Annotated in this window: 15 protein-coding genes; 8 read left to right on the plus strand and 7 right to left on the minus strand. The window is 45.5% G+C overall.

Translation table 11 applies throughout. The features are described 5' to 3' along the window. Positions 1–333 precede the first annotated feature (333 nt). On the minus strand, positions 334–9,375 hold the full coding sequence (locus tag QN395_RS13945) for a GH36-type glycosyl hydrolase domain-containing protein (RefSeq protein ID WP_322118453.1): 9,042 nt from the start codon (positions 9,373–9,375) through the stop codon (positions 334–336). A gap of 499 nt (positions 9,376–9,874) precedes the next feature. Here QN395_RS13945 and QN395_RS13950 point away from each other — a divergent pair, with 499 nt between their 5' ends. The 4 genes from QN395_RS13950 to QN395_RS13965 all read left to right on the plus strand — a co-directional run bounded on the left by QN395_RS13950 (position 9,875) and on the right by QN395_RS13965 (position 12,405). Next, positions 9,875–10,057, plus strand: a complete 183-nt coding sequence (locus tag QN395_RS13950) for a CsbD family protein (RefSeq protein WP_322118452.1) — start codon at positions 9,875–9,877, stop codon at positions 10,055–10,057. Positions 10,058–10,555: 498 nt separating this feature from the next. Continuing rightward, the gene (locus QN395_RS13955; RefSeq protein WP_322118451.1) at positions 10,556–10,831 is read left to right on the plus strand and encodes a metal/formaldehyde-sensitive transcriptional repressor; all 276 of its coding nucleotides are present in this window, start codon (positions 10,556–10,558) and stop codon (positions 10,829–10,831) included. 55 nt (positions 10,832–10,886) lie between these two features. Continuing rightward, positions 10,887–12,206, plus strand: a complete 1,320-nt coding sequence (gene dmeF / locus QN395_RS13960) for a CDF family Co(II)/Ni(II) efflux transporter DmeF (RefSeq protein WP_322118450.1) — start codon at positions 10,887–10,889, stop codon at positions 12,204–12,206. 25 nt (positions 12,207–12,231) lie between these two features. Continuing rightward, positions 12,232–12,405 carry a DUF1289 domain-containing protein gene (locus QN395_RS13965; RefSeq protein ID WP_322118449.1) on the plus strand — a complete coding sequence of 58 codons (174 nt, stop codon included), beginning with the start codon at positions 12,232–12,234 and terminating at the stop codon, positions 12,403–12,405. 67 nt (positions 12,406–12,472) lie between these two features. Here the strand turns inward: QN395_RS13965 and QN395_RS13970 are convergent, their stop codons facing one another. The 3 genes from QN395_RS13970 to QN395_RS13980 form a co-directional block, all read right to left on the minus strand. Next, positions 12,473–13,216 carry a Crp/Fnr family transcriptional regulator gene (locus tag QN395_RS13970; RefSeq protein ID WP_322118448.1) on the minus strand — a complete coding sequence of 248 codons (744 nt, stop codon included), beginning with the start codon at positions 13,214–13,216 and terminating at the stop codon, positions 12,473–12,475. Between the two features lie 264 nt (positions 13,217–13,480). Continuing rightward, positions 13,481–15,574, minus strand: coding sequence for an EAL domain-containing protein (locus QN395_RS13975; RefSeq protein ID WP_322118447.1), 2,094 nt, complete (start codon positions 15,572–15,574; stop codon positions 13,481–13,483). Further along, positions 15,567–15,764 carry a hypothetical protein gene (locus QN395_RS13980; RefSeq protein WP_322118446.1) on the minus strand — a complete coding sequence of 66 codons (198 nt, stop codon included), beginning with the start codon at positions 15,762–15,764 and terminating at the stop codon, positions 15,567–15,569. Before QN395_RS13980 ends, QN395_RS13975 begins: the two co-directional genes overlap by 8 nt. Positions 15,765–16,062: 298 nt before the next feature. On the opposite strand from QN395_RS13980, the gene QN395_RS13985 reads away from it, so the two are divergent. Both QN395_RS13985 and QN395_RS13990 read left to right on the plus strand, forming a co-directional pair. Next, complete coding sequence (locus QN395_RS13985) at positions 16,063–16,809, plus strand: Crp/Fnr family transcriptional regulator (RefSeq protein WP_323492215.1); 747 nt, start codon at positions 16,063–16,065, stop codon at positions 16,807–16,809. A 242-nt stretch (positions 16,810–17,051) separates the two neighbouring features. Beyond that, positions 17,052–17,861, plus strand: coding sequence for a Crp/Fnr family transcriptional regulator (locus QN395_RS13990; protein ID WP_322118444.1), 810 nt, complete (start codon positions 17,052–17,054; stop codon positions 17,859–17,861). 42 nt (positions 17,862–17,903) lie between these two features. On the opposite strand, the gene QN395_RS13995 is transcribed toward QN395_RS13990, so the two are convergent. Continuing rightward, positions 17,904–18,941 (minus strand): zinc-dependent alcohol dehydrogenase family protein, encoded by a 1,038-nt coding sequence (locus QN395_RS13995; RefSeq protein ID WP_322118443.1) that lies wholly within the window; start codon positions 18,939–18,941, stop codon positions 17,904–17,906. A 162-nt stretch (positions 18,942–19,103) separates the two neighbouring features. Beyond that, the gene (gene fumC, locus QN395_RS14000; protein WP_322118442.1) at positions 19,104–20,489 is read right to left on the minus strand and encodes a class II fumarate hydratase; all 1,386 of its coding nucleotides are present in this window, start codon (positions 20,487–20,489) and stop codon (positions 19,104–19,106) included. Between the two features lie 356 nt (positions 20,490–20,845). Here fumC and QN395_RS14005 point away from each other — a divergent pair, with 356 nt between their 5' ends. Together QN395_RS14005 and QN395_RS14010 are read left to right on the plus strand one after the other, a co-directional pair. Continuing rightward, positions 20,846–22,537: a DUF1800 domain-containing protein gene (locus tag QN395_RS14005; protein ID WP_323492216.1), complete on the plus strand. Its 1,692-nt coding sequence runs from the start codon at positions 20,846–20,848 to the stop codon at positions 22,535–22,537. 296 nt (positions 22,538–22,833) lie between these two features. Further along, positions 22,834–24,090 (plus strand): DUF1501 domain-containing protein, encoded by a 1,257-nt coding sequence (locus tag QN395_RS14010; protein ID WP_322118440.1) that lies wholly within the window; start codon positions 22,834–22,836, stop codon positions 24,088–24,090. Between the two features lie 63 nt (positions 24,091–24,153). Here the strand turns inward: QN395_RS14010 and QN395_RS14015 are convergent, their stop codons facing one another. Then, the gene (locus QN395_RS14015; RefSeq protein WP_322118439.1) at positions 24,154–25,155 is read right to left on the minus strand and encodes a hypothetical protein; all 1,002 of its coding nucleotides are present in this window, start codon (positions 25,153–25,155) and stop codon (positions 24,154–24,156) included. Between the last annotated feature and the right edge of the window lie 363 nt (positions 25,156–25,518).

Raw genomic sequence — 25,518 nt, forward strand, 5'->3', positions numbered from 1 at the left:
TATATCGTTCGCGATAGAAAAAACCTGCACATGAGCAATCAAATCAATCGACAGTTCTCTTTTTATAGAATAAATTAAACTGATTCCTAACTGTTAGTCGTTTTACCTATACTCCCCATTTATTTTATTAAACATACTCCAATGACCACATAAATAATGGATGACTAGTAAATACTCATTACCAGTATATAACCATTAGATTAAAAACCCTAAGAATGTTGAGCACAATGACGTATAAAATGCATTATTTCATGCATCTTCTACGCATTAAGTATCGGACATTTTCTCTACTTACTGTAGTGCTTTGTGTATTGCTTTACCGGAGTCATCCACTTAAGCTTTAATACTGCCATCAGCCAGCACAAGCGGTTTCAGGTTGACTAACATAATCTCGACAGTATGCTCTTGCTGATCATTGATCAACGGTATAAATGGGGAGTCTTGCGTAACACCATCCACTGAAATTCCTTTACTAACTTCGCCAGCAAATTTTTGTGTCACGGTGATCTGGTAGCTGGTTTGTTTGTATCGATAGCGTAATTTAAATGTAATCCAATCGACAGGCATACAAGGTACGCAATATAGTTTTTCTCCATCGAGTGTCAAACCTAATAATGACTCGATGATAAAGCGGTACATCCAGCCAGATGATCCGGTATACCATGTCCAACCGCCCCGTCCGATATGTGGTGATACTGCGTAGACATCAGCTGCGATCACGTAGGGTTCTACTTTATAAGTGGCAACTGCGGCGGGAGTGAGCGAGTGATTGATTGGATTAATCATGGTCATTAGTTCCCAAGCTTTTTCGCTGTCACCTAGTTTGGCGAATGCCATCGCCGTCCAGATTGCGGCATGAGTATATTGCCCGCCGTTTTCACGCACACCCGGGACATACCCCCGGATATAGCCGGGATTTTGATCAGATTTATCAAATGGTGGATCGAGCAATTGGACTAAAGCATGGTCACGACGAACCAAATATTGGTTGACTGCCTGCATAGCAGTATTGGCATGAACAGGGTCGCCGGCTTCCGACAAAATAGACCAGCTTTGTGAGATTGAATCAATCTTGCACTCAGCGTTGCTGGCAGAACCTAAAGACGTGCCATCATCAAAATAAGCACGGCGATACCAAGCGCCGTCCCAAGCGTGCTGCTCAATATTAGTTTGTATTTTTTTAGCTTCTAGCTGGCATCGGTAAGAAAAACTTTGATCACCTCGTTGCTGTGCAATCACTGAAAATTGCATCAAGACTTCGTATAAGAAAAATCCTAACCAGACACTTTCTCCCTTGCCTCCGGCACCGACTTTATCCATGCCATCATTCCAATCACATGAACCTATCAGCGGCAATCCATGTACTCCAAAGCGCAGACCATGCAAGATCGAGCGGACACAATGGTCATACAAAGAAGACGATTGATTAGATTGTCCGGGCAAGTCGTAATAAGAATCTTCATCCGCATTCAACTGACGACCTTCAATAAAAGTAACCGACTCATCTAATATCCGATGATCATGAGTAGTTGTCAGATAGCGGCAAGTCGCTAGCGGTAGCCACAAATAATCATCAGAGCAATGAGTGCGTACCCCGCGGTTCATGGGCGGATGCCACCAATGCTGTACGTCGCCCTCAATAAACTGATGCGCGGCGCAAACCAGGATATGTTCACGAGCCAGTTCCGGACGGGTATGCATAATCGCCATTACATCTTGTAACTGATCGCGGTAACCAAAAGCGCCGCCGGATTGATAGAAACCGCTCCGCGCCCACAAGCGACAAGCGATGGTCTGATACATCAACCATCCGTTGGTCAGCATATTGAGGGCAATATCTGGTGTCTCTACTTGCACTGCGCCTAGAGTATCTTGCCAATAATTTTTGACTTTGGTGAGTGTTTCCTGCGCCGCTAATTTACTGCGGAAGCGTTGTATTAAATTGCTGACATCCGCGCTACGTTGTCCGGCAACACCTAGTATAAAAATAATCTCGTGCTGCTCACCATCACCTAATTCAAATGGCACCTGTATCGCGGCGCAAGGATCAAGCCCGGCACCTAATTTTCCTGACAACCGGGATCGGCTCATTGCAGCAGGATTTTGCAGACTGCCGTTGCGACCAATAAATTCTGTCCGGTCGCCACTCATCGTCAATTTCATCGCATCGACGTAAAAGAAACTCGTGCGATCACAAAATTCAGAGTTATAAAAGTTCCGAGCAAATATAGCGCCTGTGGCAGGATCGGCCTCAGTCACGATATGCATGACGGATTTTTGACGCACATCGCCCAAGACCCATTCCACATAACCGGTAGCGGATAAACGTCTTGTCTCACCGGTGTCATTGCGTATTTTAAGTACCGAAAATTTAACCGCATCATCCGGTGCAACAAAGACCGATAATTCGGAGGTAATACCTGCCTCGGTATGTTCAAACACGCTATAGCCAAAACCATGGCGCGTAACATAGTCTCCTTGACCGCGGCACGGCAAGGAGCTTGGCGACCAGAAGTGTCCGCTATCTTCATCGCGCAAATAAAATGCTTCACCTCCATTGTCAGAAACTGGATCATTAGACCAAGGGGTCAGTCTGAACTCATGGGCGTTCTCACCCCAGGTATAAGACTGACCACTCTCTGAAATCACGGTTCCAAAATGTGGATTAGCTAACACGTTCACCCACGGTGCAGGAGTCAGATTGGATTCATTGGTACGGATAATATATTCGCGACCGTCTTTGCTAAATCCACCTAAACCATTCGGCAAAATTAAGTCAGTCGTATCATTCAGTCGGTCTGAAACAAACATCTGATTAGAACTTGACGATGAGGATGTTGAGATTGCGGAATTTGCCGCAAATGATGCGGGCAAAGGTGCTGACAACTGTCTGGTCGTTATCAGCTGTGGCGGACGGACTTCCACTTGTCCACGTCGGTTGATTTGTTCTGCCAAGGTGCCACGACTATCAGACAAAATAGCGCGTGCAACAGATTGCAATAAGATCCTGTCATCATTAGGTATTTGATCAGCAAGACGTACAAAAATACCGCCCGGACGCTCCATCGCATGTGCCTCAATACCTGACGCAACTAAGCCCATGATTTGCTCTTGTAATATTTGACGATAACCAGCACGGTCTTCATTCCAAATTACCAAATCGACGGCTAAACCCTTCATACGCCAATAGGCATGGGCCTGCACCATCTGACGTACTAATTCAATATTTTCTGCATCACTAATATGCACTAAAACAATAGGTAAATCGCCGGAGATTGCATAACTCCAAAGACCAGATTGACCACGGCGGTTTTTTACCAAAATACTGGCGTCGGCACGCAACAAAGCATTCGGATAAATAATTGAACTAGCCAAACGCTCATACAATTGAGCATCAGCTTCGCTGGCGTTAAGCTGGCGCAATACCACTTGGCTATGGGTCCAGGCTAATTCAAATACACGGTCAGCCAAATGCATATCTTGATATTTTTCAATCATACCGAGCACCGCATCACGCGTCTCTGCAACGCCGGTCACAATATCAATAATCGCAGTTTGTTCTGGCGCTAAGGTGATCTGATGACGGATCGCGACAATAGGATCAAGGACTGATCCCCGGCTGCCAGATAACGTTTTTGTCGTCATTGCAACAGGCGCTGCTACGGTATTGCCGCGCCCGATAAATGCCATGCGATCTGACTCGTAAGAGACCGCGTCACTAGTCGCGCCATGCACCACCATCTGATGGAACATGGTCGGGGTAAAGTCATTCTCAGAGCGCGGACGACGGACACATAAAATAGCCTGATGTTGTGACAGGATTTCTGTTTGCACAAACAGATTACTAAAAGCAGGGTGCATCGTATCTGCGGCAGCAGGTGCCAACACCACTTCTGCATAACTGGTCAGGTCAATTGTTTTTGTGAACCGGGTCCGGTTGGTAATACGGGTGCGACGCAATTCGATATCATCCTCCGGCGACACGACGATTTCGGTATGCATATCAAAGCCATTATCGTGACGCCGAATTTCTGCCCGACCTTCTGAAAAAATCACTTCATAGGTTTTAGGTGATTTTAAAGTCGGGTGATATGAAGTGGACCAATAACTAGAGTCAGACAGATCGCGCACATAGCAGAACATACCCCAGTTATCGCAGGTAGTATCTTCACGCCAGCGTGTAATCGCCAAATCGCGCCAGCGACTATAGCTGCCGCCAGTATTGGTCACCATGACGTTATATCTGCCGTTGGACAATAATTGAATTTCAGGCAAACGTGTATCGACTCGGTTGATGATGCGCATAGGCATCTGCTGCTCGCTGGCAGTAGAGCGGATATCCGCCAGTTCTGTGGTGTTTGAATAGTGACTACTCGGTTTTGGAATCCGCTCTTTTAGCAATAACAGCGTTGCCTGAAACAGAGGATCAGATTCAAAACGTTTTTGCATCGGCCTATCCAGCAACACATATGCAAGCGATAGCAAACTCATGCCTTGATGATGTGCCATATACGACCGTATCAGTGCCTGCGTTTGTCCGCGTGGCAGACGGGACGGCGTGTAATCGATCGCCTCAAACATACCGAAACGTCCTTCAGCGCCCTCGTCCACTAATCGCTGTAGATTAGTGCAGGCCTGATTTGGCGCGACCATCAGCGCCATTGCAGAAGCATAAGGCGCAACCACAAGGTCATCTCCCAGACCCCGCTTCAATCCCAGACCAGGTACACCAAACGCACGATATTGATAATTAAGACTGGCATCAAAAGCGTGATAGCCCGATTCAGAAATCCCCCAAGGGACAACGCGCTGCGCACCATATTCAATTTGTCGCTCAACGACTGATTTATACGTTTGATCGAGTAAAGTATTCTGATAATTTGGCATCACCAACAGCGGCATCAAATACTCAAACATCGATCCGCTCCACGACAAGAGAATCGGTTCGCCACCGGCAATCGTTAACTGGCGTCCCAACGCAAACCAGGTTTCTTGCGGTAACTGGCCTTGTGCGATAGCGACAAAACTGCACAATCTTGCTTCTGATGCTAACAGATCATAAGACCCAGTATCGCGCCGACGCTCCGTAACGTTATAACCAATCGCTAACAGATGGGTAGCTGCGTCATATAAAAATTCATACTCCATACGCGCAAACTCTGTCGCCTGCAAAGCCAAGCGTGTAATTGTGCCCATGCGCTCATTTGCACGCCGGCTACCTTCTGCTACGAAGTCCATCAGATTTTTCCAACGCGTTTGCAGATCCGACACTAACGCTGATGGAGAGTCCCCTACGCTGCCGACCAATGTCTGTATTTGTGCCCGCATTTTTGCGTCTAGTCTTGCCAAATCACTCAGACTTAAAAGGCTATTTAATTCGGGCAAATCTTGAATCAAACTTCCTACATTGGACAACGCGAGCCAAGGTGCTAAAAATAATAAATCCTGCTGCGCCTCATGAGATTGCTTTATTAACGCATTTACCCACCAGAGCATCTCGGCCTTTTTATCATTATTGATGCTGGCGTCAGATGCGATCGCGGTAGTTAAATCGCTGGCCTTAGTAGAAAATATGGTTAGCAGCTCATTAGCTTCAGATAAAGTGACTGGTGGCGTCGCTGATGTCATAGCTAGTTGTTTTTTAAACTCAAGCATGCCATCGCTAACAACGGCTGCAATAGTATTGGTGCTAAAAATAGCATCTGTTATATTTTGCTTTGTCAGGTCAAGTAACACACTAAATGTATGACCCAATCCGGTAAATATGGTTGGTAACAAAATACTTTGATCTGGCAGCAATAATAACCCAGCACGCATTGTCAACAGGTGTCCCGCCAGGTTGCCGCTATCGACGGTTGATACATAGACAGGATTTAAAGGCTTTAGACTTAGTGTGTCATACCAGTTATAGAAGTGGCCTTGATAACGTTCTAACTGCCCCATACTGCGCATCGTATTTTCAGTACGGATCAGCAGTTGCCCCATATCGATATACGCAAAATCATAGGCAGAAAAATTTGCCAGTAGCGCCAATCCAATATTGGTGGGCGAGGTCCGGTGAGCGACCACGGCAACCGGGTGTTCTTGCAGATTATCGGGTGGTAACCAGTTGTCCTCTGGACCTACATAGGTTTCAAAAAACGACCAGGTTTTACGTGACAGACGATGTAAAAATACCAGCTGATTCGCCTCTAAAACAGAGCGCCGCTCAGGAATAGGCAAACTTATACGCCAGGCAATTACAGGTGAAATCATCCACAACAATAAAAATGGCAATGCTAAGGATAAAGAACCTGGACGTAAGCTAACAATGGACACTAAAACCAGAATGGCAAATACGGGTGCGCTCCACATAGTGCGTAGTGATGCAAACAGCGTTGTACCGGCTTTTTGATTTGATTCGCTAGAGGGATTCCACTCCAGCAAACGGCGATGTGAAATCCATTTTCGCCATACCGTTCTGAATATCGCATCCAAACTATAAAAAGCTTCGTAAGGAAGGAAGGCGAGATTTAGTAGCGCATTCGTCGTGTGTTGCTCCATAGACCGGAAGCTGGCAACCAGATGCTGACGGATTAGTACTTCACGCGGCTTTCGTAGTAACTCCAGTACGGATGCAGCCAACGACGGCAAAAATAAAACGGCAAGAACAGAAATACTCCATAGCCACGGCGATGGTAATTTAATCCAACCCAGCACCAATAGCATTAGCAAGACAGACGACGTCAAACTACGTCGTAAATTATCTAAAATTTTCCAACGTGACAAGGTAGACAGCGGATTTGGTTTGCGGATGCTATTACTTGTTTTGATTGGCGCAGTTGAGGAGCCAGCTTCAAACTTCGTATTTTGATCAGCGATAGATTCACTTTGAGCAGCGGACGATTTTTTAGAAGTTGATGCAGCACCCAAACCATCAGGACTACTTAATACAACAGGTACTTTAGGCATGAGCCAGGATATCAGTTGCCAGTCGCCACGAATCCATCTGTGACGACGACTGACATCTGCGCTATAACGTGAAGGATATTCCTCATGCAATTGAAGATCACTGATTAAGCCTGCACGGGCATAACAGCCCTCTAGCAGATCATGACTGAGTATGCGATTTTCTGGCAATTGCTGGTGCAATGCCTGCTCAAACGCATCCACATCATAAATACCCTTACCGATGAACGACCCCTCCTGGAACAAATCCTGATAGACGTCGGACACCGAGCGCGTATAAGGATCTATCCCGGCCTCTCCACCACATAATTTTTCATAAATTGAGGCGTTGGCGCTAGGCAGACTAGCTACTACACGCGGTTGCAATATGCCATAGCCCTCCACCACACGCTGTTTGACTTCGTCGTAATGTGCATGGTTCAGCGGATGCGCCATCGTTGCAATAAACTGGCGCGCTGAGTCCCGTGGTAATTGCGTATCTGAATCTAAGGTAATGACGTACTTAACGCTGCTCAGAGCGAATACATCACCGACAATTCTCTCAAACAATGTATTGCGTTGCTCACATCCTTCGCCAGTTAATATGTCGCAAGAACCATTGCGTAAAAACGCATTTAAGTTAGATAACTTGCCGCGTTTTCGCTCATATCCCATCCACATTTGTTCTTGAGGATTCCAGCGACGTGCTCTATGTAATAATAAAAATGGACTTGTTTTATTCGAGCCCGTATTTTTAGTGTAGCGCTCGTTCAACTCAGTAATTAATGCTACGGCTTGCTCCACCAAAGCATCATCGGCCGGCGTTGTTTCAGTCTGTGCATCTGGCAAATCCGTCAATAAACAAAACCTCAGATTATCATCCCGGTTAGCGAGGTAACGCACCTCTAAAGCCTCGCATAAACTCTCAATATTCTGAACATGAAACAACATCGTCGGTACAACTACTAGAGTACGCGCCGACGATGGAATGCACTTAGAAAAGTCCATCCGCGGCAAAGCCTGTGGCGTTGCTAATACGGTGACCAGCCAATTGATTAAAGCAATCGCCAATTGACTGCTGGCAATAACCACAATCACCCCCAGCAATGCAAGCATATAGTCACGAACACCATCGCCGTAAGAATGAGTCAGTAGAACAGAGGTGAAAATGGTAGTGAGTAAAGCGATGGAGCCTAGATAAAGGCGTAGGGGAATTTTTTTACTCTTTTGGGCCAGATTCCTGAATACACCATACCGGACATTAATGCGCTTTTCTAGCGCGGGTAAGCCATTCCCAATCAAGTAATAACCGATATGCGCAGTGCGGATATCAAGACTAGCCTCATCACCACTAAGTTTGGCGGCCAACTCAGATAACAACAAAGCTTGCTGTGCGACTTCAACCTCTGTCAATACAGAGTGTTTTGCAAGATCTTCTATCACGTGCCGGTAAGAATCGCGGGTAGAAAAATCCATCTTATTGTAGATGTCTGCATGGTCAAGACTGAGCACATACTCAACATGACTCATAGTTTCTACAAACTCACGCCAGTCCATCGTCCCTAAAAAACGCAAACTGCAAATGCTATTACTGATCGATACTTGATCCGCCGCCTGCCGTTGGCTTTCTACCTGGACCAGATGCTCTATCGTGGTACCGGATTCCGCTAAGCGTTGCGATATCCAAGTCAAAGGCAGCGTTAACGCAGGGCTTTGACCTTGCAAACGGCGCGCTACTTCGGCCACAAAAGCGCTGTCTAAGGTTGGCTCCGAACGCGCCATATCGGCGACTAATAAAATTAATTTACTCGGATCTTTTTCTGCCGCCTCGATCATCTGATCGGCCCAGCTATCGGCTAAATTTCTATCGACGCGACTAGATGCAATACGAGTCGCTACACGACGTAAATTTTCAATCAACGCTAAGCGCAGCATGATAGGAATAGCCCATAGCTCACCTAATTTGAGCACGGTCACTTGTTGATAAGCGGCGACAAATCGACTTAAGCCTTCAGGATCAACCCTGCCGTCACCATGTGAAATAGTCTCTAGCGCAATGTCATATACCCTTGGGCGATTGCTATACGTACCTTTAATCAAGCGCGGTAACTCTTTGCTATACCCTTTGGGGAGATGCTGCTTTGCCGTACGAATCTGCTCTTCAATCAAATAAAAATTATCCAGTAACCATTCAGCCGCAGGCGTAATTTGACGATTATCTTTTAATGCGGAAGTCAGTGCGGCACAAGCACTGATCAGTGCTTCTTCATTATCAGCCAGACGAGATAAAAGCTGATCGGGCTTTTTGTCATGATGTACTTTGTGGGATTTTGCCAGTACGCCACCATGATGTTCCATCTGAGCGGCACTAAACAACTCTGACTTTAATGGCGGCAATGCGCTCTCATCGTCTGAATTAAATCTGAGGGCAGTAATTTTTTTTAACATGGGAGTCGGGCTTTACGATGATGGTTCGTGCACTTAAGGTGTCCAGATACTTAAAATCCGGACAGGTAAGTTATGCAGAATTGACCATGAGTGAGTGCAAAATTAGTGCAAAGTTAATGCAAGGCATAAGTAAATAAATTACAAATAGCTATTACTTTCTTATAGGCTTTAACTTTAAAAAACTCGGTACGCCAACGTACATAGAAACTATCTTGATCAAAATGAGTTACATAAATTGATGTGCAGAAATATCCTTAAATATTTCAGCGGTGCGCTTTAATAAGAGCAAAGCTTGAGGAGGTTTTTGAGGCAAACGTGCGCTATCGTACAGATCATTTAATCAACACTCTTTAATCTGTAACTACTGGATTTGAGACAGCTTTAGCAGTATTCAGTACAGACCGCAACTAGCGTTCCGCTAACAAGCTGCCTCATCAGTTATTCAATTCATTGCGAAGTAAATTGGTGGAATCGTCCATTATTTAAAGGAGAAACAATCATGAATAAAGACCAAGTCAAAGGCGCAGCAAAAGAAATTACTGGTATCGCTCAAGAAAATGCTGGTAAATTAGTCGGCAATAAAGAACAGCAAGCTAAAGGTTTGTTGAAGCAAGTCGAAGGCAAAGTTGAGAAAAGTGTTGGCGACGCCAAAGAAGCAATTAAAGATTCACTCAAAAAGTAATTTGGGTAAAACGAGTGACGTAATAAGCTAAGAAGCCAAGTTACGTTGGAGGGGGCATTGATTGAATGATCGATGCCCCTTAATTTTTTTCGTCTGGTTTTATCGAGAAACTGCATATAAATCCACGTATACAACTCCCTGCAAAAACATATAAGTAATTAGATCAGAAAGATGAAGTCGACATCTACTTAATATTGATCAGCTACATATACTCCCCTCTATTTATAATAAATATCAACGATAGGCCATATAATTTATGGACAATATAAATATACACACTACCAGTATATATATTGGTAACATAGAGAATAACGCTGAGACAAAGTAAAACCCAGTGTAAAAATATAAGGACATCAAACTATTTCTGTGTTTTTTTGTCTTCCACATGAGACATCTTCGCTCACTTCCTCTTCATTTTTTACTCCAAATAAATTCTTCTGACTTAAGGCTTTCTTAAAACTATAATATAGTCCCCTACCCTATATTTAGAGATCAGACATGGGTCATACTGTCCGCAATAAACAGAAGCTTCTTAACCGTGTACGCCGTATCCGTGGACAAATCGATGCGATTGAGCGTACTTTGCTTGAAGAAAGTAGCTGTATCACCGTACTGCAGCAGCTCACGAGTTGCAGAGGCGCGATGAACGGCTTGCTTGCCGTTGTACTGGAAGATCACATCCGCACTCATCTGGTCGATGCTGAGCCACATGATGGAGAAGAGAGTGACGGCAAAGAACAGTTGGTAGAAATCATTCACAGCTATTTTAAGTAGACTGAAGCTTAGAGATTATTAAAAATTAGTTGAAATAATTATTAAAGGTAACGCTATGAGCAGTTTGTACGAAACGCCCTTTTCGCTTGGTCATGACCATGTTTTTTTAGGTGAAAGTCACGACAAAAATGGTCGTAAAACCTGGGCAGTGATTGTGCTTTGTAGCGCCATGATGATTGCAGAGATCATCGGTGGTAGCCTATTTGGTTCTTTGGCGCTGGTAGCCGATGGCATGCACATGTCAACCCATGCAGGTGCGATGTTAATTGCGGCGCTTGCTTATACCTATGCCCGCAAACATGCGAACAATCCACGCTTTGTCTTTGGTACCGGCAAGTTAGGTGATCTGGCAGGTTTTACCAGCGCGATTATCTTAGCGATGATTGCGTTATTGATTGGATATGAAGCGATTGCTCGTCTATTGTCGCCAGTGCCAATTCATTTTGATGAAGCAATTCCCATCGCAGTCGTAGGCTTATTAGTGAATATTGTCAGTGCATGGTTGTTAAGTGGCGATCACCACGGGCACTCTCATGGCCATAATCATGACCACAAACACCATGAAAAACACGAAGATAGTCACGATCATGCAGAAGAAGTTCAACAGATTAAGACCTCCGCTGGTGTTATTGCGCTCTCAATTTTTGAAGATGGAGTCCCACCGGTATTTCGTATCGCCTTGAACGATTTAAAAGTCACATTATTAGCGCAAGATGTAACAGTGACGACGATCCGCTCTGATGGCACACGTCAAGTTTTTGGGTTTGTAAAAAAATCTGATTATCTTGAATCAACGATGGCGATTCCCGAGCCGCACGAATTTAAAATACTTCTCGCACTACCTGATAGTGAACACAGTGCTACGTTTGAAGAGCATGCGCATGGTGATGAACATGGACATGCGGAACATGACGATCATGGTATCGATACGCGCGACCATAATATGCGAGCCGCTTACGTCCACGTGATTGCGGACGCTGCCGTATCTGTACTGGCTATCATCGGCTTAGTTTTAGCGAAAATATATGGCTGGTTATGGATGGACCCATTGGCAGGTATTATCGGCGCTCTTGTCATCGCCAACTGGTCTTATGGCCTGATCCGCGATACTGGCGCGATTTTGATGGATGTTAGCCCAAGTGATGCGCTGGCAAATAAAGTGCGCATCGCGGTAGAAAATGCTGGTGATAAATTAGTCGATCTACATGTATGGCGTCTTGGTCCCGGGCACTTTGGTGCAGTAGTATCAGTCGTCACTAAAGTCGCACAGCGTAATCCAGCTTTTTATCATACCGAATTAAAGCGGGTAAAAGGGCTGTCACATATTACGGTTGAAGTCCATCCAGAAGCGCTTATTGGTCCAATAGCAATTTGAAAACCGACCATAGAAAATATACCCAATGAGTGCCAAATCACCTTGTATTGAGGTCTGTAAGTTTGATGGTAAAACAGGATATTGCATCGCGTGCCTGAGGACACGCGAAGAATGTAAAGATTGGAAAAAAATGAAAGACAATCGACGCCATCAGATATTGCAAGATCGTCCAAAACGCGAAGTTAAATTACAAAAATAAGATAGATCAAATATCTTAAAAAAATTAACCAATGATTTAAATCAATCTTAATTAGTCTGGATTAATCTCAATGCATGTTATTAATATCCTTGATGATCTGATAGCACTCACAAGACACCGATGCTAAGCCTGCCTCATCAAGGATTTTTATTTGTCCTCTGCTATAACCGATTAAATTTCGTCGTTGCAGCGCACTAGCCGCTTTGGTGACACCGACCCGTCTTACACCGAGTGAATGAGCAATAAACTCATGGGTTAAATGAAATTCTAGCGACTGTAAATGATCTCTGGTCGTCAACAGAGATCGTGCCAGCCGAGCTTCCAACATGTGAAATGTGCTACAGACGGCAATTTGGGTTGTCTGTGCTAAAAACCGGTTAACGTAGTTAAATAAAATTAATTGCAACTGAGGATTTTTTTTACACTCTACAATCAGATTTTCAGAAGAAATTTTGATCGCTCTGCCAGCTTTCTGGACAATCGCTCTGGCTTGCACTCTGAATGCTACTACTCTATTTTCAGCGTTAAGTGCGTTGTCGTGAGTTGCGGGTGCAATCAAATTCGGTGACATCCCAACGACACCCTCATTACCGACCAATCCTACCTCAAGACTCGTTCGCATATTTAATACGCCGAGAAGAGAAATGAGACAATCCTCTGGAAAATAAATGTCCTCAATCTGCTGCCCAGGCTCAAATAATACCTGGCCATATTCCAGATGAACGACATCGCAATGCTTACCTAAGTGCTCTTGTTCGTCGCTGGATAAACCAGCGAGCAAACGATTGGCCAGAGGAGTATAAAACTTCATCAAGTATTCCTCATTAGTATTCGACAATTTACGGTCGGAGTATGTTTTAGAGAATACCTAAGCCATCTGACACCGTATGTACGATAACGAACAGAACCGAGAAACTATCTGGACAGGTCAAATAATTAGAAATTTTAATCAGTTACCCTGCCAGTCGTTAGCGTAGGTATTAATTTAGTCATTGACTGAGGTATTAGCTTAGCTGCCAGCAGCGTGGCAGTGGTCGTGATGTTTTGCGCTATTGCAGCGTTACGGCTATAGATATCATTGAGCTAATCCATTCGCGAGCATACTGGCGAAAGCATCAGCAGGCAGTGGGTGCCCAAAAAAATATCCTTGTCCCTCTTCACATTGTTTCTCTTGCAGAAAATCTAATTGCGTCTGTTGCTCTACACCCTCTGCAATGACTTTTTGTTTTAGACTGCTACCCATCGCAATCACTGCACTAGCAATTACACCACTATCTGTAGCAGAGCCAATGTCTTTTACAAATGATTGATCAATTTTGAGTACATCAATTGGAAATTGATTTAGGTAACTCAAGCTAGAATAACCCGTACCAAAATCGTCCACCGCCAACTGTACTCCCATTGCTTTAAGTTCTTTCAGTATCGCCGTGCTGGACTCTGCATCGCGCATCAACACGCTTTCGGTAATTTCTAGTTGCAGACGATCTGCCGCTAATCCTGTTTGCTTTAATACTTCGGCAACGCCATCAACAAAATCATATCGACGAAATTCTACCGCCGATATATTGACTGCAATTGACTCCAGCTTTAAGCCTTGATCTTGCCAACGTTTGATTTGTGTGCAGGCTTCATGCAGTACCCAACGACCAATCGGTACAATCAAACCACATTCTTCCGCAATCGCCACAAAACGTCCGGGTGGCACCATACCCCATTTGGGATGATCCCATCGCAACAAAGCCTCTGCGCCGGTGATAGCTCCCGTGGCTAGATTGATTTTTACCTGATAGTACAAAACAAATTCCTGGCGCTCAAGCGCACGCCGTAAATTGGTTTCAATTAACTGCCGCTCCACTGCTTTTACATTCATTTCATTTTTAAAAAATTGGAAGTTGTTCCGACCTTTTTTCTTGGCTTGATACATGGCAGTATCAGCATTTTTAATTAAGGTTTCAGCATCTTGTCCATCCGTTGGATAAACGCTGATTCCTATGCTGGTAGTGATATACAACTCATTTTCCGGATTACTTGTCAGCGCATGTGATTCGGCCAAAGCAAGCAAAATTTTGTCGGCAGTCAGTGATGCAAATTCTGCGCCTTGCTCCTCCGCTACCAAGATCACAAACTCATCGCCACCCTGCCGACTCACTGTGTCTGACGCACGGACACAAGAGGTCAGGCGTGTAGCAACGGACTGCAATAATTTATCGCCAATAGCGTGACCTAAAGAATCATTGATATGCTTAAAATTATCTAAATCAAGAAACAAAATAGCCAGATGCGTACCTTGTCGCTTAGCCAGACTGATGGATTGCTCAATACGATCATTCAGCAACACACGGTTAGGCAAATTGGTCAGAAAGTCATATTGAGCCAGATGTACCATTTTAAGCTTCATCGCTCGCTCCGCGGTAATGTCGTGAAATACGATCACTGCGCCAGCAATTTTTCCGGTGGAGTCATGAATAGGTGAGGTCGAATCTGCAATCGCCACTTCGGTTTTATCGGCTCGAATTAGAACGGTATCTGGCGCTAAGACTACGACTGTATCTTGCTGTAATACCAGATTAACCGGATTTTGTACTGGCTCTCGTGTTTGTCCATTGATGATGGGCATAACTGTGCTAATCGGATGTCCGCGTGCCTCGTCCCTGGACCACTTAGTCATTCGTTCGGCTGCCATGTTTAGATATTCGACATTACCTGACAGATCGGTACCAATGACCGCATCACTAATCGAATTAAGGGTTATCTCGGCCAAAGCTTTCTCCAGATAATTGGCTTCTTCTACCGCTTTGCGATGGATAATATTGCGTAAAGATTGAGGTACTAAATAGCTGCCAAAATGACCTTTCGTCAGATAACCCTGTGCTCCTTTTTGTACGGCTTCAATCGAGACTGCTTCAGCCTCTTCTGCTGACAATGTGAGGATAGGAATATGCGGTACAGCCGAATATAGCCGGTCAAAAGTCGTAATTCCCTGGCTATCAGATAGATTTAAATCTACCAAAATAGCGTCTGTTTTATTAAGCGTTAAATAGTGCAATGCCGTACAAAGCTGTGTCTGCAATTCGATCTCAAACGGACCATCTCTGGCACGATCAAGTATGTCACTCAATGTGACAGCATCAGCGGGAATGCTAGTAATAATCAAAATACGATTAACCATACGATTTGCTCCCGGCAGTATAAGTGCGGGTAAGCGATAGCCAGCCAGCACCGCTACAAAGCTGTTTGCTGGCAGAGGTAATTTGGATAATCAGATCAAAGATGTTGTAAAAAAATTCCTGCGATCCCTTGACAAACAACCCCATGGATTTAGTCTTTTGATTTTTTTGGATCAGAAATAGAGACCACATATAGATTCCTAGAATTGTTTTTCAATCGTCTGATAAAGCTACTTATTGAACAATCTATCGTCTGTGCGTCGACGCACATAGTGAGAAAAAACGTTTATAAAATCAAGTATTTGTCTCAATCGCGACAGCGATTTTATTTATTCAATTCATGGCTGCATGTGTGCTCTATCGCGCATAGATTTTTTACACTTCGTGGTGCGCTAAAAAAGAGAAATTCAATGTGAATTTCTCTGCACCTTCCTTCGGTCTCATCTCACACTTTTAAACCAAATTTGAAGCAAAGCTCCACAAATCATTAATGCTTATTTCTCAAAGTCCGATGCAAAACCATCTTCTAGCAGCCTTACCTGCTGCTGAGTTTGATCGCCTGTCTGATCAGCTGGAACTGGTATCGCTGCATCAAGGAGAGGCTCTGTATGAATCTGGTATGCGTTTGCAATATGTGTATTTCCCGATTACCTGTATTGTCTCGCTGCTATATGTTTTAGAGAGCGGCGAGTCTGCGGAGATCGCTGTTGTCGGTAACGAAGGGATCGTTGGCATATCTATTTTTATGGGTGGCGACACTACCCCCGACCGTGCCCTGGTACAAATTGCAGGTTACGCTTATCGCCTGCGTGGGAATTTACTTAAAGAAGAATTTGATCGTGCCGGCCCGGTGTTGCGGTTGCTGCTACGCTATACGCAAGCATTGATCATACAAATGACACAGACCGCGGTATGTAACCGGCATCATTCTATTGAACAACAATTATGCCGGTGGTTACTGCTCAGTGTTGATCGCTTGTCCTCCGACTCTTTGATCATGACTCAGCAAATGATCGCCAATATGCTGGGCGTACGTCGTGAGCGAGTCACTGAAGCAGCAGGCAATTTACAACGTGCCGGACTCATCCAATACAGTCGCGGTGCAATTGAAATAATCGACAGATCCGGTCTGGAAGACGCTGTATGCGAATGCTATTCAGTAATTAAACATGAGTTTGACCGCCTGCTTAATGACATCCCGCATTTAGATATTGAGCCAGTGACCAGATCGTCATAGCACTTTTCATCGCAATACCATCCTTAATCATCAAGCTACAGCGTCGGCTTAGTCGGCTTGGTCGGCTTGTACAGGACTGAAGCCGATTTTCTCTCTTCGCTTTTCGCGGCCAGCAAACCAACATAAATTATGTGGCATAACGCACATACACGCGCGGTGTTTTTTGATATTCTGCACACAGATACTTTAGTCTAAATAATCTATGTCATCCCTACAATGGGATTTCTACTTTCAACTATCCAATGACGACATCTCATAGCCCGACGCAAAATCATTTACTTGCGTCTCTTCCTGCTGCTGAATTTGACCGTCTGTTTCGTCATTTAGAACTGATAAAAATGCCGCTCGGCCAAATATTGTACGAAGCTGGTGGACAGTTAAAACACGTCTACTTTCCAACGACGTCTATCGTGTCCTTGCTGTATGTTTTAGAAAATGGAGCGTCAGCTGAGATTGCTATTGTCGGCAATGAGGGCATACTCGGCATCTCCTTATTTATGGGTGGAGAAACAACGCCAAGCCGCGCCATAGTTCAAAGTGAAGGCTTTGGCTATCGGCTTAAAGCGGAGCATTTGAAAGAAGAATTCAACCGTGCAGGGCCAGTGTTGCGCTTGTTGTTACGCTATACCCAAGCATTGATCACACAAATGACACAAACAGCGGTATGCAACCGACATCATTCTATTGAACAGCAATTATGCCGCTGGTTATTATTAAGTCTGGATCGCTTACCGTCAGATAATTTAAAAATGACGCAAGAACTGATCGCTAATATGCTGGGTGTGAGGCGCGAAGGCGTGACCGAGGCCGCAGGTAAACTACAAAAAATGGGATTAATCAAATACGCTCGTGGCAACATCGAAGTTATTGATCGCCCTCGATTAGAAAAAACTGTTTGCGAATGTTATGCCGTCGTTAAAGCAGAATTTGATCGCTTAATCACCGATATACCTAAAGGCGATCCAAAACATATATTAGGCGCCTCCGATAGAAGAACTAATCCCAAACGATCCGATAAAGTCGATACTAATAATCGGCAAAACGATAACTAAAACCGCCTGCAAATCTGCAGGCAGATCAATCTAGTCCAGCAACTACATGGTAATAATCACCTTCAACGCCTGAGTCTCTGCCGCATGCTGAAAAGTATCATAGGCTTTGATGATGTCGTTGAGTTTGAACTGATGGGTAATCAATAATTTGGGGTCGATCTTTTTTGACTGCACTACGTTCATCAACATTGGCGTGCTAACCGTATCAACCAGTCGCGTGGTGATGGTGATGTTCCGATCCCAGAGATTTTCCAGAAATAAATCCACCTTAGTGCCATGCACGCCCACATTGGCGATAGTGCCACCTGCTGCGATGATTTTTTCGCATAGTTCAAATGTGGCAGGAATACCGACAGCTTCGATTGCGGTATCCACCCCGCGCTGATCGGTTATCGCCATCAAGGATTCGACCGCTTTACCATTCTTGCTATTAATCGTATCGGTGGCGCCAAACCGTTTTGCCACTTCCAGACGATGATCATCCAGATCAATCATGATGATTTTTGCGGGTGAATAAAATTGCGCTGTCAGCAAAGCAGCTAGCCCGATGGGGCCAGAGCCGACAATCGCGACGGCTGATCCGGGAGCGACTTTGCCGTTAAGGACACCGCATTCAAACCCGGTTGGCAAAATATCGCTAAGCATCACTAAAGCTTCTTCATCTGCGCCAGCCGGTATTGGGTAGAGGCTGGTATCTGCATGCGGAATACGCACATATTCTGCCTGTGTTCCATCGATCTTATTCCCTAAAATCCAGCCGCCTGTTGTGCAATGCGAATACATACCACGACGGCAGTATTCACATTTACCACAAGACGAGATACACGAAATCAAGACATGATCACCAACCCGAAAAGCGGTGACACCTGCGCCGATACTATCGATTATGCCTACCCCCTCGTGCCCGAGAATGCGCCCTGGTGCACAGCTTGCTACATCGCCTTTGAGAATATGCAAATCAGTGCCGCAGATAGTCGTCTTTAGCATCCTGACGATGGCATCACCGGGCACTTGTATGACCGGTCTGGGCCGCTCTTCAAGCGCCTTCAGTCCTGAACCACGGTATACAAATGCTTTCATCATCGTCCCCTATTGTTCTTACAAATTGTTCTGCAATAGAGGCGACAATGCGCCGTTGGTATCGGTTGTGTCTGTTCGGTGTCTAACTTATGGAATCGCTTTATTTATATGTCTTTTTTATGTGTCTTTTTAAAAAACAGTTAGCTGTGAAGTAAAATAATTTCACACCATATTTTCCGGTCGTACCCACTCGTCAAATTGTTCTGGCGTCACATAAGCCAATGCCAATGCCGCCTCCCGCAAAGAGCTACCGTTGGCATGTGCGTACTTGGCGATTTCTGCTGAACGGTCGTAGCCTATGTGGGGATTTAGTGCGGTGACCAGCATCAAGGAGTTGCCTAGTAGTTCGGCGATGCGTGTGCGGTCTGGCTCCATGCCACGTGCACAATGCAGATCAAGACTCATCATGGCATCGGTCAGCAAGCGTACGCTTTGTAAAAAGTTGTGCGCGATCATGGGTTTAAATACATTCAACTCAAAATTACCCGATGCGCCACCGATGCTTAAGGCGACATCATTGCCCATCACCTGACAACAGACCATCGTCACGGCTTCGCATTGGGTTGGATTAACTTTGCCTGGCATGATAGAACTACCTGGCTCATTTTCCGGGATATGTAGTTCGCCCAAACCACAACGCGGGCCAGATGCTAACCAGCGGATGTCGTTGGCGATTTTCATCAAAGCAACCGCCAGAGTTTTGAGTGCGCCATGCGCGCTGACCAAAGCATCATGGGATGCGAGCGCGGCAAAGCGATTGCCGGCACAACGGAATCCCTGCCCTGTTTCGGCCCCCAATTCTGTCGCAACGCGATCGCCAAATTCTGGATGGGTATTCAAACCCGTGCCCACCGCGGTACCGCCAACCGCTAGATCAACCAGCGAACTTAAACTGTTGGTAATCACTTGATCGGCGTAATCTAACTGCGCCACCCAGCCCGACATTTCTTGTCCTAAAGTGAGTGGCGTTGCGTCTTGCAAATGGGTGCGACCGATTTTGACGATATCTACAAATGCCACTGCCTTGTTATGTAAAGTGGTACGCAAATTACCCAGCACAGGTAGTAAATCATGAACAATGCTCAGGCTCGCTGCCACATGCATGGCTGTCGGAAAAATATCATTCGATGATTGTCCCAGGTTGACATGGTCGTTAGGGTGAACCAGGCGCGCAGTACCACGGCTGCCGCCTAATATCTCAGAAGCACGGTTGGCCAGCACTTCATTCATATTCATATTGGTTTGGGTACCCGATCCGGTCTGCCATATCGATAAGGGAAAAGCATCAGGATGCATACCTGCCAGCACCTCGTCCGCAGCCCGGATAATCGCCGACGCCAAGCTGGCATCTAGCAAACCCAGATCATCATTGACCACCGCGCAGCTACGCTTAACACGCGCCAAAGCCATTAGTAAGGCAGTCGGCATACGCTCAGTAGAAATCGCAAAGTGATGCAGCGAGCGCTGTGTCTGTGCGCCCCACAACGCATCTGCAGGAACCTCAATATCGCCGTATGAATCGTGTTCTATTCTTATTTCTTCGTTCATGGTCTTGTCCTTTTTTATCTGTTCTTGATCTGCTTGCCTCTGGCATCCAGCATCTAGTATAGGCAATTAATCAATATTTTTATCAGCATTCAATCAGCTGTCATGTGGATAGTTTTAAAGATGCTAGTTTTATGACGTCGGCTTGAGCATATCCGCTCTTACACTCGTAACACTCTTTTACGACTTTTTATTGGCATTTTTTTGCGTCAACTTCCATGATGCAACTATGTAGCAATGATCAGGTAATGCATCAGCCAATACATCAGCTAACACCGGTCTGAAAAAAAGCAAATTGCCTTAGCTAATCAAGTAACTATAATAATTATTCGTCCTCACCCTTTTATCTGGAGTCTTCTATGTACTTTGCGAGCTGGTCAACTAAATTAGTACGACAGTTGCTAACGACCAGTTTAAGCCTGGCCTTCAGTATTCCTGCCGCTGTTGCTACAGCTAGCTCAGTGACAACCGATATGCAGTCCACCAAGAGCGACGTCGGCGTCATCCCCAATACCGAGGACGCCGCACTGCATGTGCTTAACCGTCTAGGCTACGGACCCAAACCAGGCGACATCAATAAAGTCCTGCAAACGGGGGTAAAAAATTACATTCAAACCCAGCTTCATCCAGAAACGATTCCCCTGCCTGACACATTGGTAAGACGACTAGACTCCTTAAGCACCGAAGAAAGCACTACCGGTCAAATGCTGGGCGACTATTTGATGGCACGTAAAGAAGTGAAGGAAGCTAAGAGTGACAAAGACGGTAAGGAGAATGCGGACAATAAAGACGACAAGCAAAAAGGCCGTGAGATCTTGGTCCGGATGGCAGAAAATACTGCAGAATCCCGATTGGCACGCGCTATAGAAAGCCCGCGGCAATTAGAAGAAGTGATGGTCGATTTCTGGTTTAATCACTTCAATATTTTCGCTGGCAAGGGTTTAGATCGCGCACTCATCCTCAGCTATGAGCGCGATGCAATTCGCCCCAACGTATTTGGTAATTTCCGCACTTTATTAGGTGCAACTGCTAAGCATCCGGCGATGTTATTTTATTTAGACAACTGGATGTCAACCTCGGCTGACTACCAGCCTCGCCGTGGCCGAGGTGGCAAATTCGGCCAGCTTAGTCCGACTAAAAATAAACCCACAGGTTTGAATGAAAACTATGCCCGCGAGTTAATGGAGCTTCATACTTTCGGCGTGGACGGTGGGTATAGCCAAAAAGATGTAACGGAGTTGGCGCGCATGCTCACTGGATGGACTTTTAACCAACGTGATTTAGTCCGCAACGGCGTCCAGTTCACCTTTAATGCCGATGCACATGACAACGGCCACAAAGTATGGATGGGGAAAGACATCAATCCGCGTGGTCAGCAAGAAGGCGAATTTGCACTCGACATTCTGGCAATGCACCCGAACACCGCGCATCACATCGCGTTTGAACTGGCACAATATTTTGTCAGCGACAATCCGCCAGAGGCCTTAGTCAACAGAATGGCACAACGCTATTTAGATACCAGAGGAGAAATTCGCCCGGTGCTGGAAGTGTTATTTTATAGCCCAGAATTTTTCGATAAAACTGCCATCGGCAATAAGTTTAAAACACCGTACCAGTTTGTCTTATCCTCCGCCCGTGCCAGCGCATTGCCGATCAATAATATCCGTCCTTTGTTAGGTGTTTTATCGCAATTGGGGATGCCTTTATATGGCAGCGTCACACCCGATGGCTATAAAAATACCGAGGCAGCCTGGCTCAATCCCGATGCCATCACCCGCAGAATTAATTTTGCGACAGCCTTAGCATCCGGGCGTTTGCCGCTGGATAAAAAGCTGGATGAGACTAGCCAGACGATGGGCAAAAAGCAATTAGAGAAACAAGCCGACGGCAATCAGAAAAATCGCCCCGACCTGCCAGCCTTGGACGCAAACGCTTTATTGGCGACCTTAGGCAGTTCAATCTCGGCACCGACGCGTGAGCTAATTAATGGCAATAAAGAGCAATTACGCGGTGCGTTGGTGTTGGGTAGTCCTGATTTTATGCATCATTAATTTAGATCATCTGTTTGGATAAGCTAATTGAAAATACTAGATTTTTGCCTGCGCTGGCATGACAACCGATAATTTTTGTAGTGATTGTCTGGATGATTAAACATACTCCCAGCATGTATATTTTAATCGTCCATGCAATCTATAGACAATACGGCAATTTATGTAAAAATAATGGGGAGTATATGCTTATATAGACGTGTATTCATCTATCAACATATCTCCCTACCCATTTAATCCGTACTGAATCTGTACCGAAGCACCACTGACCCGTTTGCGAAAAACCTGAAGGAAATTCCATGTTACGTCGACACGTTTTAAAAACACTGGCGCTATCGTCAGGCATTATGTTGCCGCTGTCACGTAGCGCTTTTGCGCTGCAATCGTCGGACGGTGATGTCGCCCAGAAAAAGCTGATTGTGATTATGTTGCGCGGTGCAGTGGATGGTTTAAACGTGGTGGCGCCAGTGGGCGACGCCAACTACCGCCGCTTACGCCCAAGTATAGGATTGGCTAAACCGGGAACAGAATTTGGCGCGATCAATCTGGACGGTTATTTTGGACTGAATCCCGCCTTGGCAGATTTGACGGATTTATGGAATGAGAAAAAACTCGCCTTCGTCCATTCCAGCGGATCACCGGACACGACGCGTTCGCACTTTGATGCGCAAGACTATTTAGAGACGGGCACACCTGGCAGAAAAAGCACGCAAGATGGCTGGATGAATCGCCTCTTGTCTACTTTGCCTGGTGACAAATACCCTACCCGCTCGCTCGCCATTGGTCCGGTAATGCCGCGGATTTTAAGCGGCAATGCCGTAGTCACCAATATCGCCAACGGTGCCGCAGGCAGCAAAGCGACCTTGCTGGATAATCCGGCTATTGGCAACGCGTTTGACAAAATGTACCAAGGCAAAGCGGCCTATTCGCAGCAATATCAGGACGCCAAATCTGCGCATAAAGACATCATGACGGCATCGATGGAAAAAATGGATCACATGGATAAAGTAGAAATGGCAGCCAGCAATGGCGCCCCGCTACCGAATGGATTCCCCCGTGACGCCTCGCGCCTCGCTACATTAATGAAGAATGATCCAAAAATTCAGATGGCATTTTTTGCCTTAGGTGGCTGGGATACGCACGTCAATCAGGGGTCCGATAAAGGCAAACTGGCAAACTTGCTAAGTCCTTTAGGAAAAGGATTAGCCACACTATCCAAACAACTTGGACCTTTATTTGACGACACTACGATCGTCGTGATGTCAGAATTTGGCCGCACCGCGCATGAAAATGGCACCGGCGGTACAGATCACGGGCATGGCAATGTGATGTGGGTATTAGGCGGCAAAGTCGCTGGAGGCAAAGTCCACGGACGCTGGAGCGGCTTGGATGAAAACAGTTTGTACGAAGGCCGCGATCTGGCAATTACAACGGACTTTCGTAGCGTCTTGTCGCAAGTTGCAGAACGCCATCTGCAACTCAGCGACAAACAACTCGCTACGGTCTTCCCCTTAATGCCACGTGCCGATGCGGGTTTGGCCTTGTTTACCTCCTAAGTTGTAGCCTAAGTTGTAGTCTAAGTTAAAGCGTAAATTAAAACGTAAACCAAGCTGGCACACTTATTTTTTGTTGACGACCAATACCGTAAACGTATTATTCATCACCGTTGGCAGATAAATCGTATTGGACGAATGGTCCATCGCCATGGTTCTGGCACCTTTATTGGTCGGTACGTTGGCTACTACGGAATAGTGATTTGCGTCATCCTGATGGATTACCGTTAGTGTTCCGGTTCCGCCGCCATTGGATGTAAATATGGTCGCTGTTTCTGCATCAAAGATCGCGGCGTCCGGGTGTTCTCCAATCGCTACATCGGCTACGCGCTTACCTGTCTTGGCATCGGTCACTGCCATGATTTTATTTTGGCAGGTCGAGAATAAACGTGCATTCGCGGCATCTATCGCCATGCCAGTCGGCTCTTCACAACCGCTTAATGGCCATTTAGAGACTAGCGTATTAGACGCCACATCGATCACATTAATGCCCGCGTTATCTTCAATATTAAGATAAATTTTTCCTGCGCCATCACTCACTGCAAACTCTGGCTTGCCCGTGACTTTGATGCTGGCAATCTCTGTCAGCTTGATTGCATCAATCACGCTAACGTCTTTACTCTTTCCATTAAAGGTAAATAATTTATGTGACGCAGATTCGTAAAAAATGGCGTCTGGATTGATGCCCGATAACTTAATTTCTGCTTTTGTCTGCATGGTGTCCAGATCAAACACGGTAACGCTATTGCTTGCACCATTACTCGTAAACCCCAACTTTAGGTCTTGCGCAAATGCGATGCCGTGGACACCTTTGGTATTGGCAATATTAGCGACTTGCTGACCAGAGGGCAGATCAAGCACCTGCACATGATCACCACGACTAAGGTACAGCCGATGTCGCACGCTATCGATATCGACATAGTCCCATTTAGTCGGAGCACCGAAAGAAAACTGCTGTTGCAGAGCGTAGCCAGACAAGCCAGCTGGCGCGGCTAATGCAGAATTAACTGTAAGTGCGGTAGCAGAACTGAACAGAGTTGCAGCGACTAAGGCAGTTTTAGTGGTCATGATTTTAAGAGGTGAGTTTGAGGGCGGGAACGCAGAAACTTATAAACAAATCGCAACCAAAGATAACAGGTTTTTAATGTTTACATCACTAACGCAAATTGCCCGAGCAAGCTTTAGCGACGATGACAGCATTTAGTAACTAATTTACCAAGAACCGGCGTTGGAACACAAATGGGGCTTTTTTGTGTAAGCCCTTCTGGCATATCGCTGACATCAAAGAAACAATTGCTTACTTCAGAAACAATTTGAATGTAATACAGTTTGGGCTCAATAACTTTGAGTAATCAGAGGTTCTTGCAAAACGAAACACCGGAGAGTAATTTTATTGCGAGAAGCGCAAAATAGATGAGAAAGGAGCGGCCA

Origin of the sequence: Undibacterium sp. RTI2.2, from assembly GCF_035018705.1 — a bacterium.
Classification (GTDB): domain Bacteria; phylum Pseudomonadota; class Gammaproteobacteria; order Burkholderiales; family Burkholderiaceae_D; genus Undibacterium.

Bases quoted from the DNA above. Each gene is read 5' to 3' on its own strand.
- QN395_RS13990 (WP_322118444.1), top strand. From the start codon at position 17,052: ATGACGACATCTCATAGCCCGACGCAAAATCATTTACTTGCGTCTCTT.
- fumC (WP_322118442.1), bottom strand. From the start codon at position 20,489: ATGAACGAAGAAATAAGAATAGAACACGATTCATACGGCGATATTGAG.
- QN395_RS13970 (WP_322118448.1), bottom strand. From the start codon at position 13,216: ATGAAGTTTTATACTCCTCTGGCCAATCGTTTGCTCGCTGGTTTATCC.
- QN395_RS13985 (WP_323492215.1), top strand. From the start codon at position 16,063: ATGCTTATTTCTCAAAGTCCGATGCAAAACCATCTTCTAGCAGCCTTA.
- QN395_RS13950 (WP_322118452.1), top strand. From the start codon at position 9,875: ATGAATAAAGACCAAGTCAAAGGCGCAGCAAAAGAAATTACTGGTATC.
- QN395_RS13995 (WP_322118443.1), bottom strand. From the start codon at position 18,941: ATGAAAGCATTTGTATACCGTGGTTCAGGACTGAAGGCGCTTGAAGAG.
- QN395_RS13975 (WP_322118447.1), bottom strand. From the start codon at position 15,574: ATGGTTAATCGTATTTTGATTATTACTAGCATTCCCGCTGATGCTGTC.
- QN395_RS13980 (WP_322118446.1), bottom strand. From the start codon at position 15,764: ATGTGGTCTCTATTTCTGATCCAAAAAAATCAAAAGACTAAATCCATG.
- QN395_RS14010 (WP_322118440.1), top strand. From the start codon at position 22,834: ATGTTACGTCGACACGTTTTAAAAACACTGGCGCTATCGTCAGGCATT.
- QN395_RS14015 (WP_322118439.1), bottom strand. From the start codon at position 25,155: ATGACCACTAAAACTGCCTTAGTCGCTGCAACTCTGTTCAGTTCTGCT.
- QN395_RS13945 (WP_322118453.1), bottom strand. From the start codon at position 9,375: ATGTTAAAAAAAATTACTGCCCTCAGATTTAATTCAGACGATGAGAGC.
- QN395_RS13965 (WP_322118449.1), top strand. From the start codon at position 12,232: ATGAGTGCCAAATCACCTTGTATTGAGGTCTGTAAGTTTGATGGTAAA.
- QN395_RS13955 (WP_322118451.1), top strand. From the start codon at position 10,556: ATGGGTCATACTGTCCGCAATAAACAGAAGCTTCTTAACCGTGTACGC.
- QN395_RS14005 (WP_323492216.1), top strand. From the start codon at position 20,846: ATGTACTTTGCGAGCTGGTCAACTAAATTAGTACGACAGTTGCTAACG.
- dmeF (WP_322118450.1), top strand. From the start codon at position 10,887: ATGAGCAGTTTGTACGAAACGCCCTTTTCGCTTGGTCATGACCATGTT.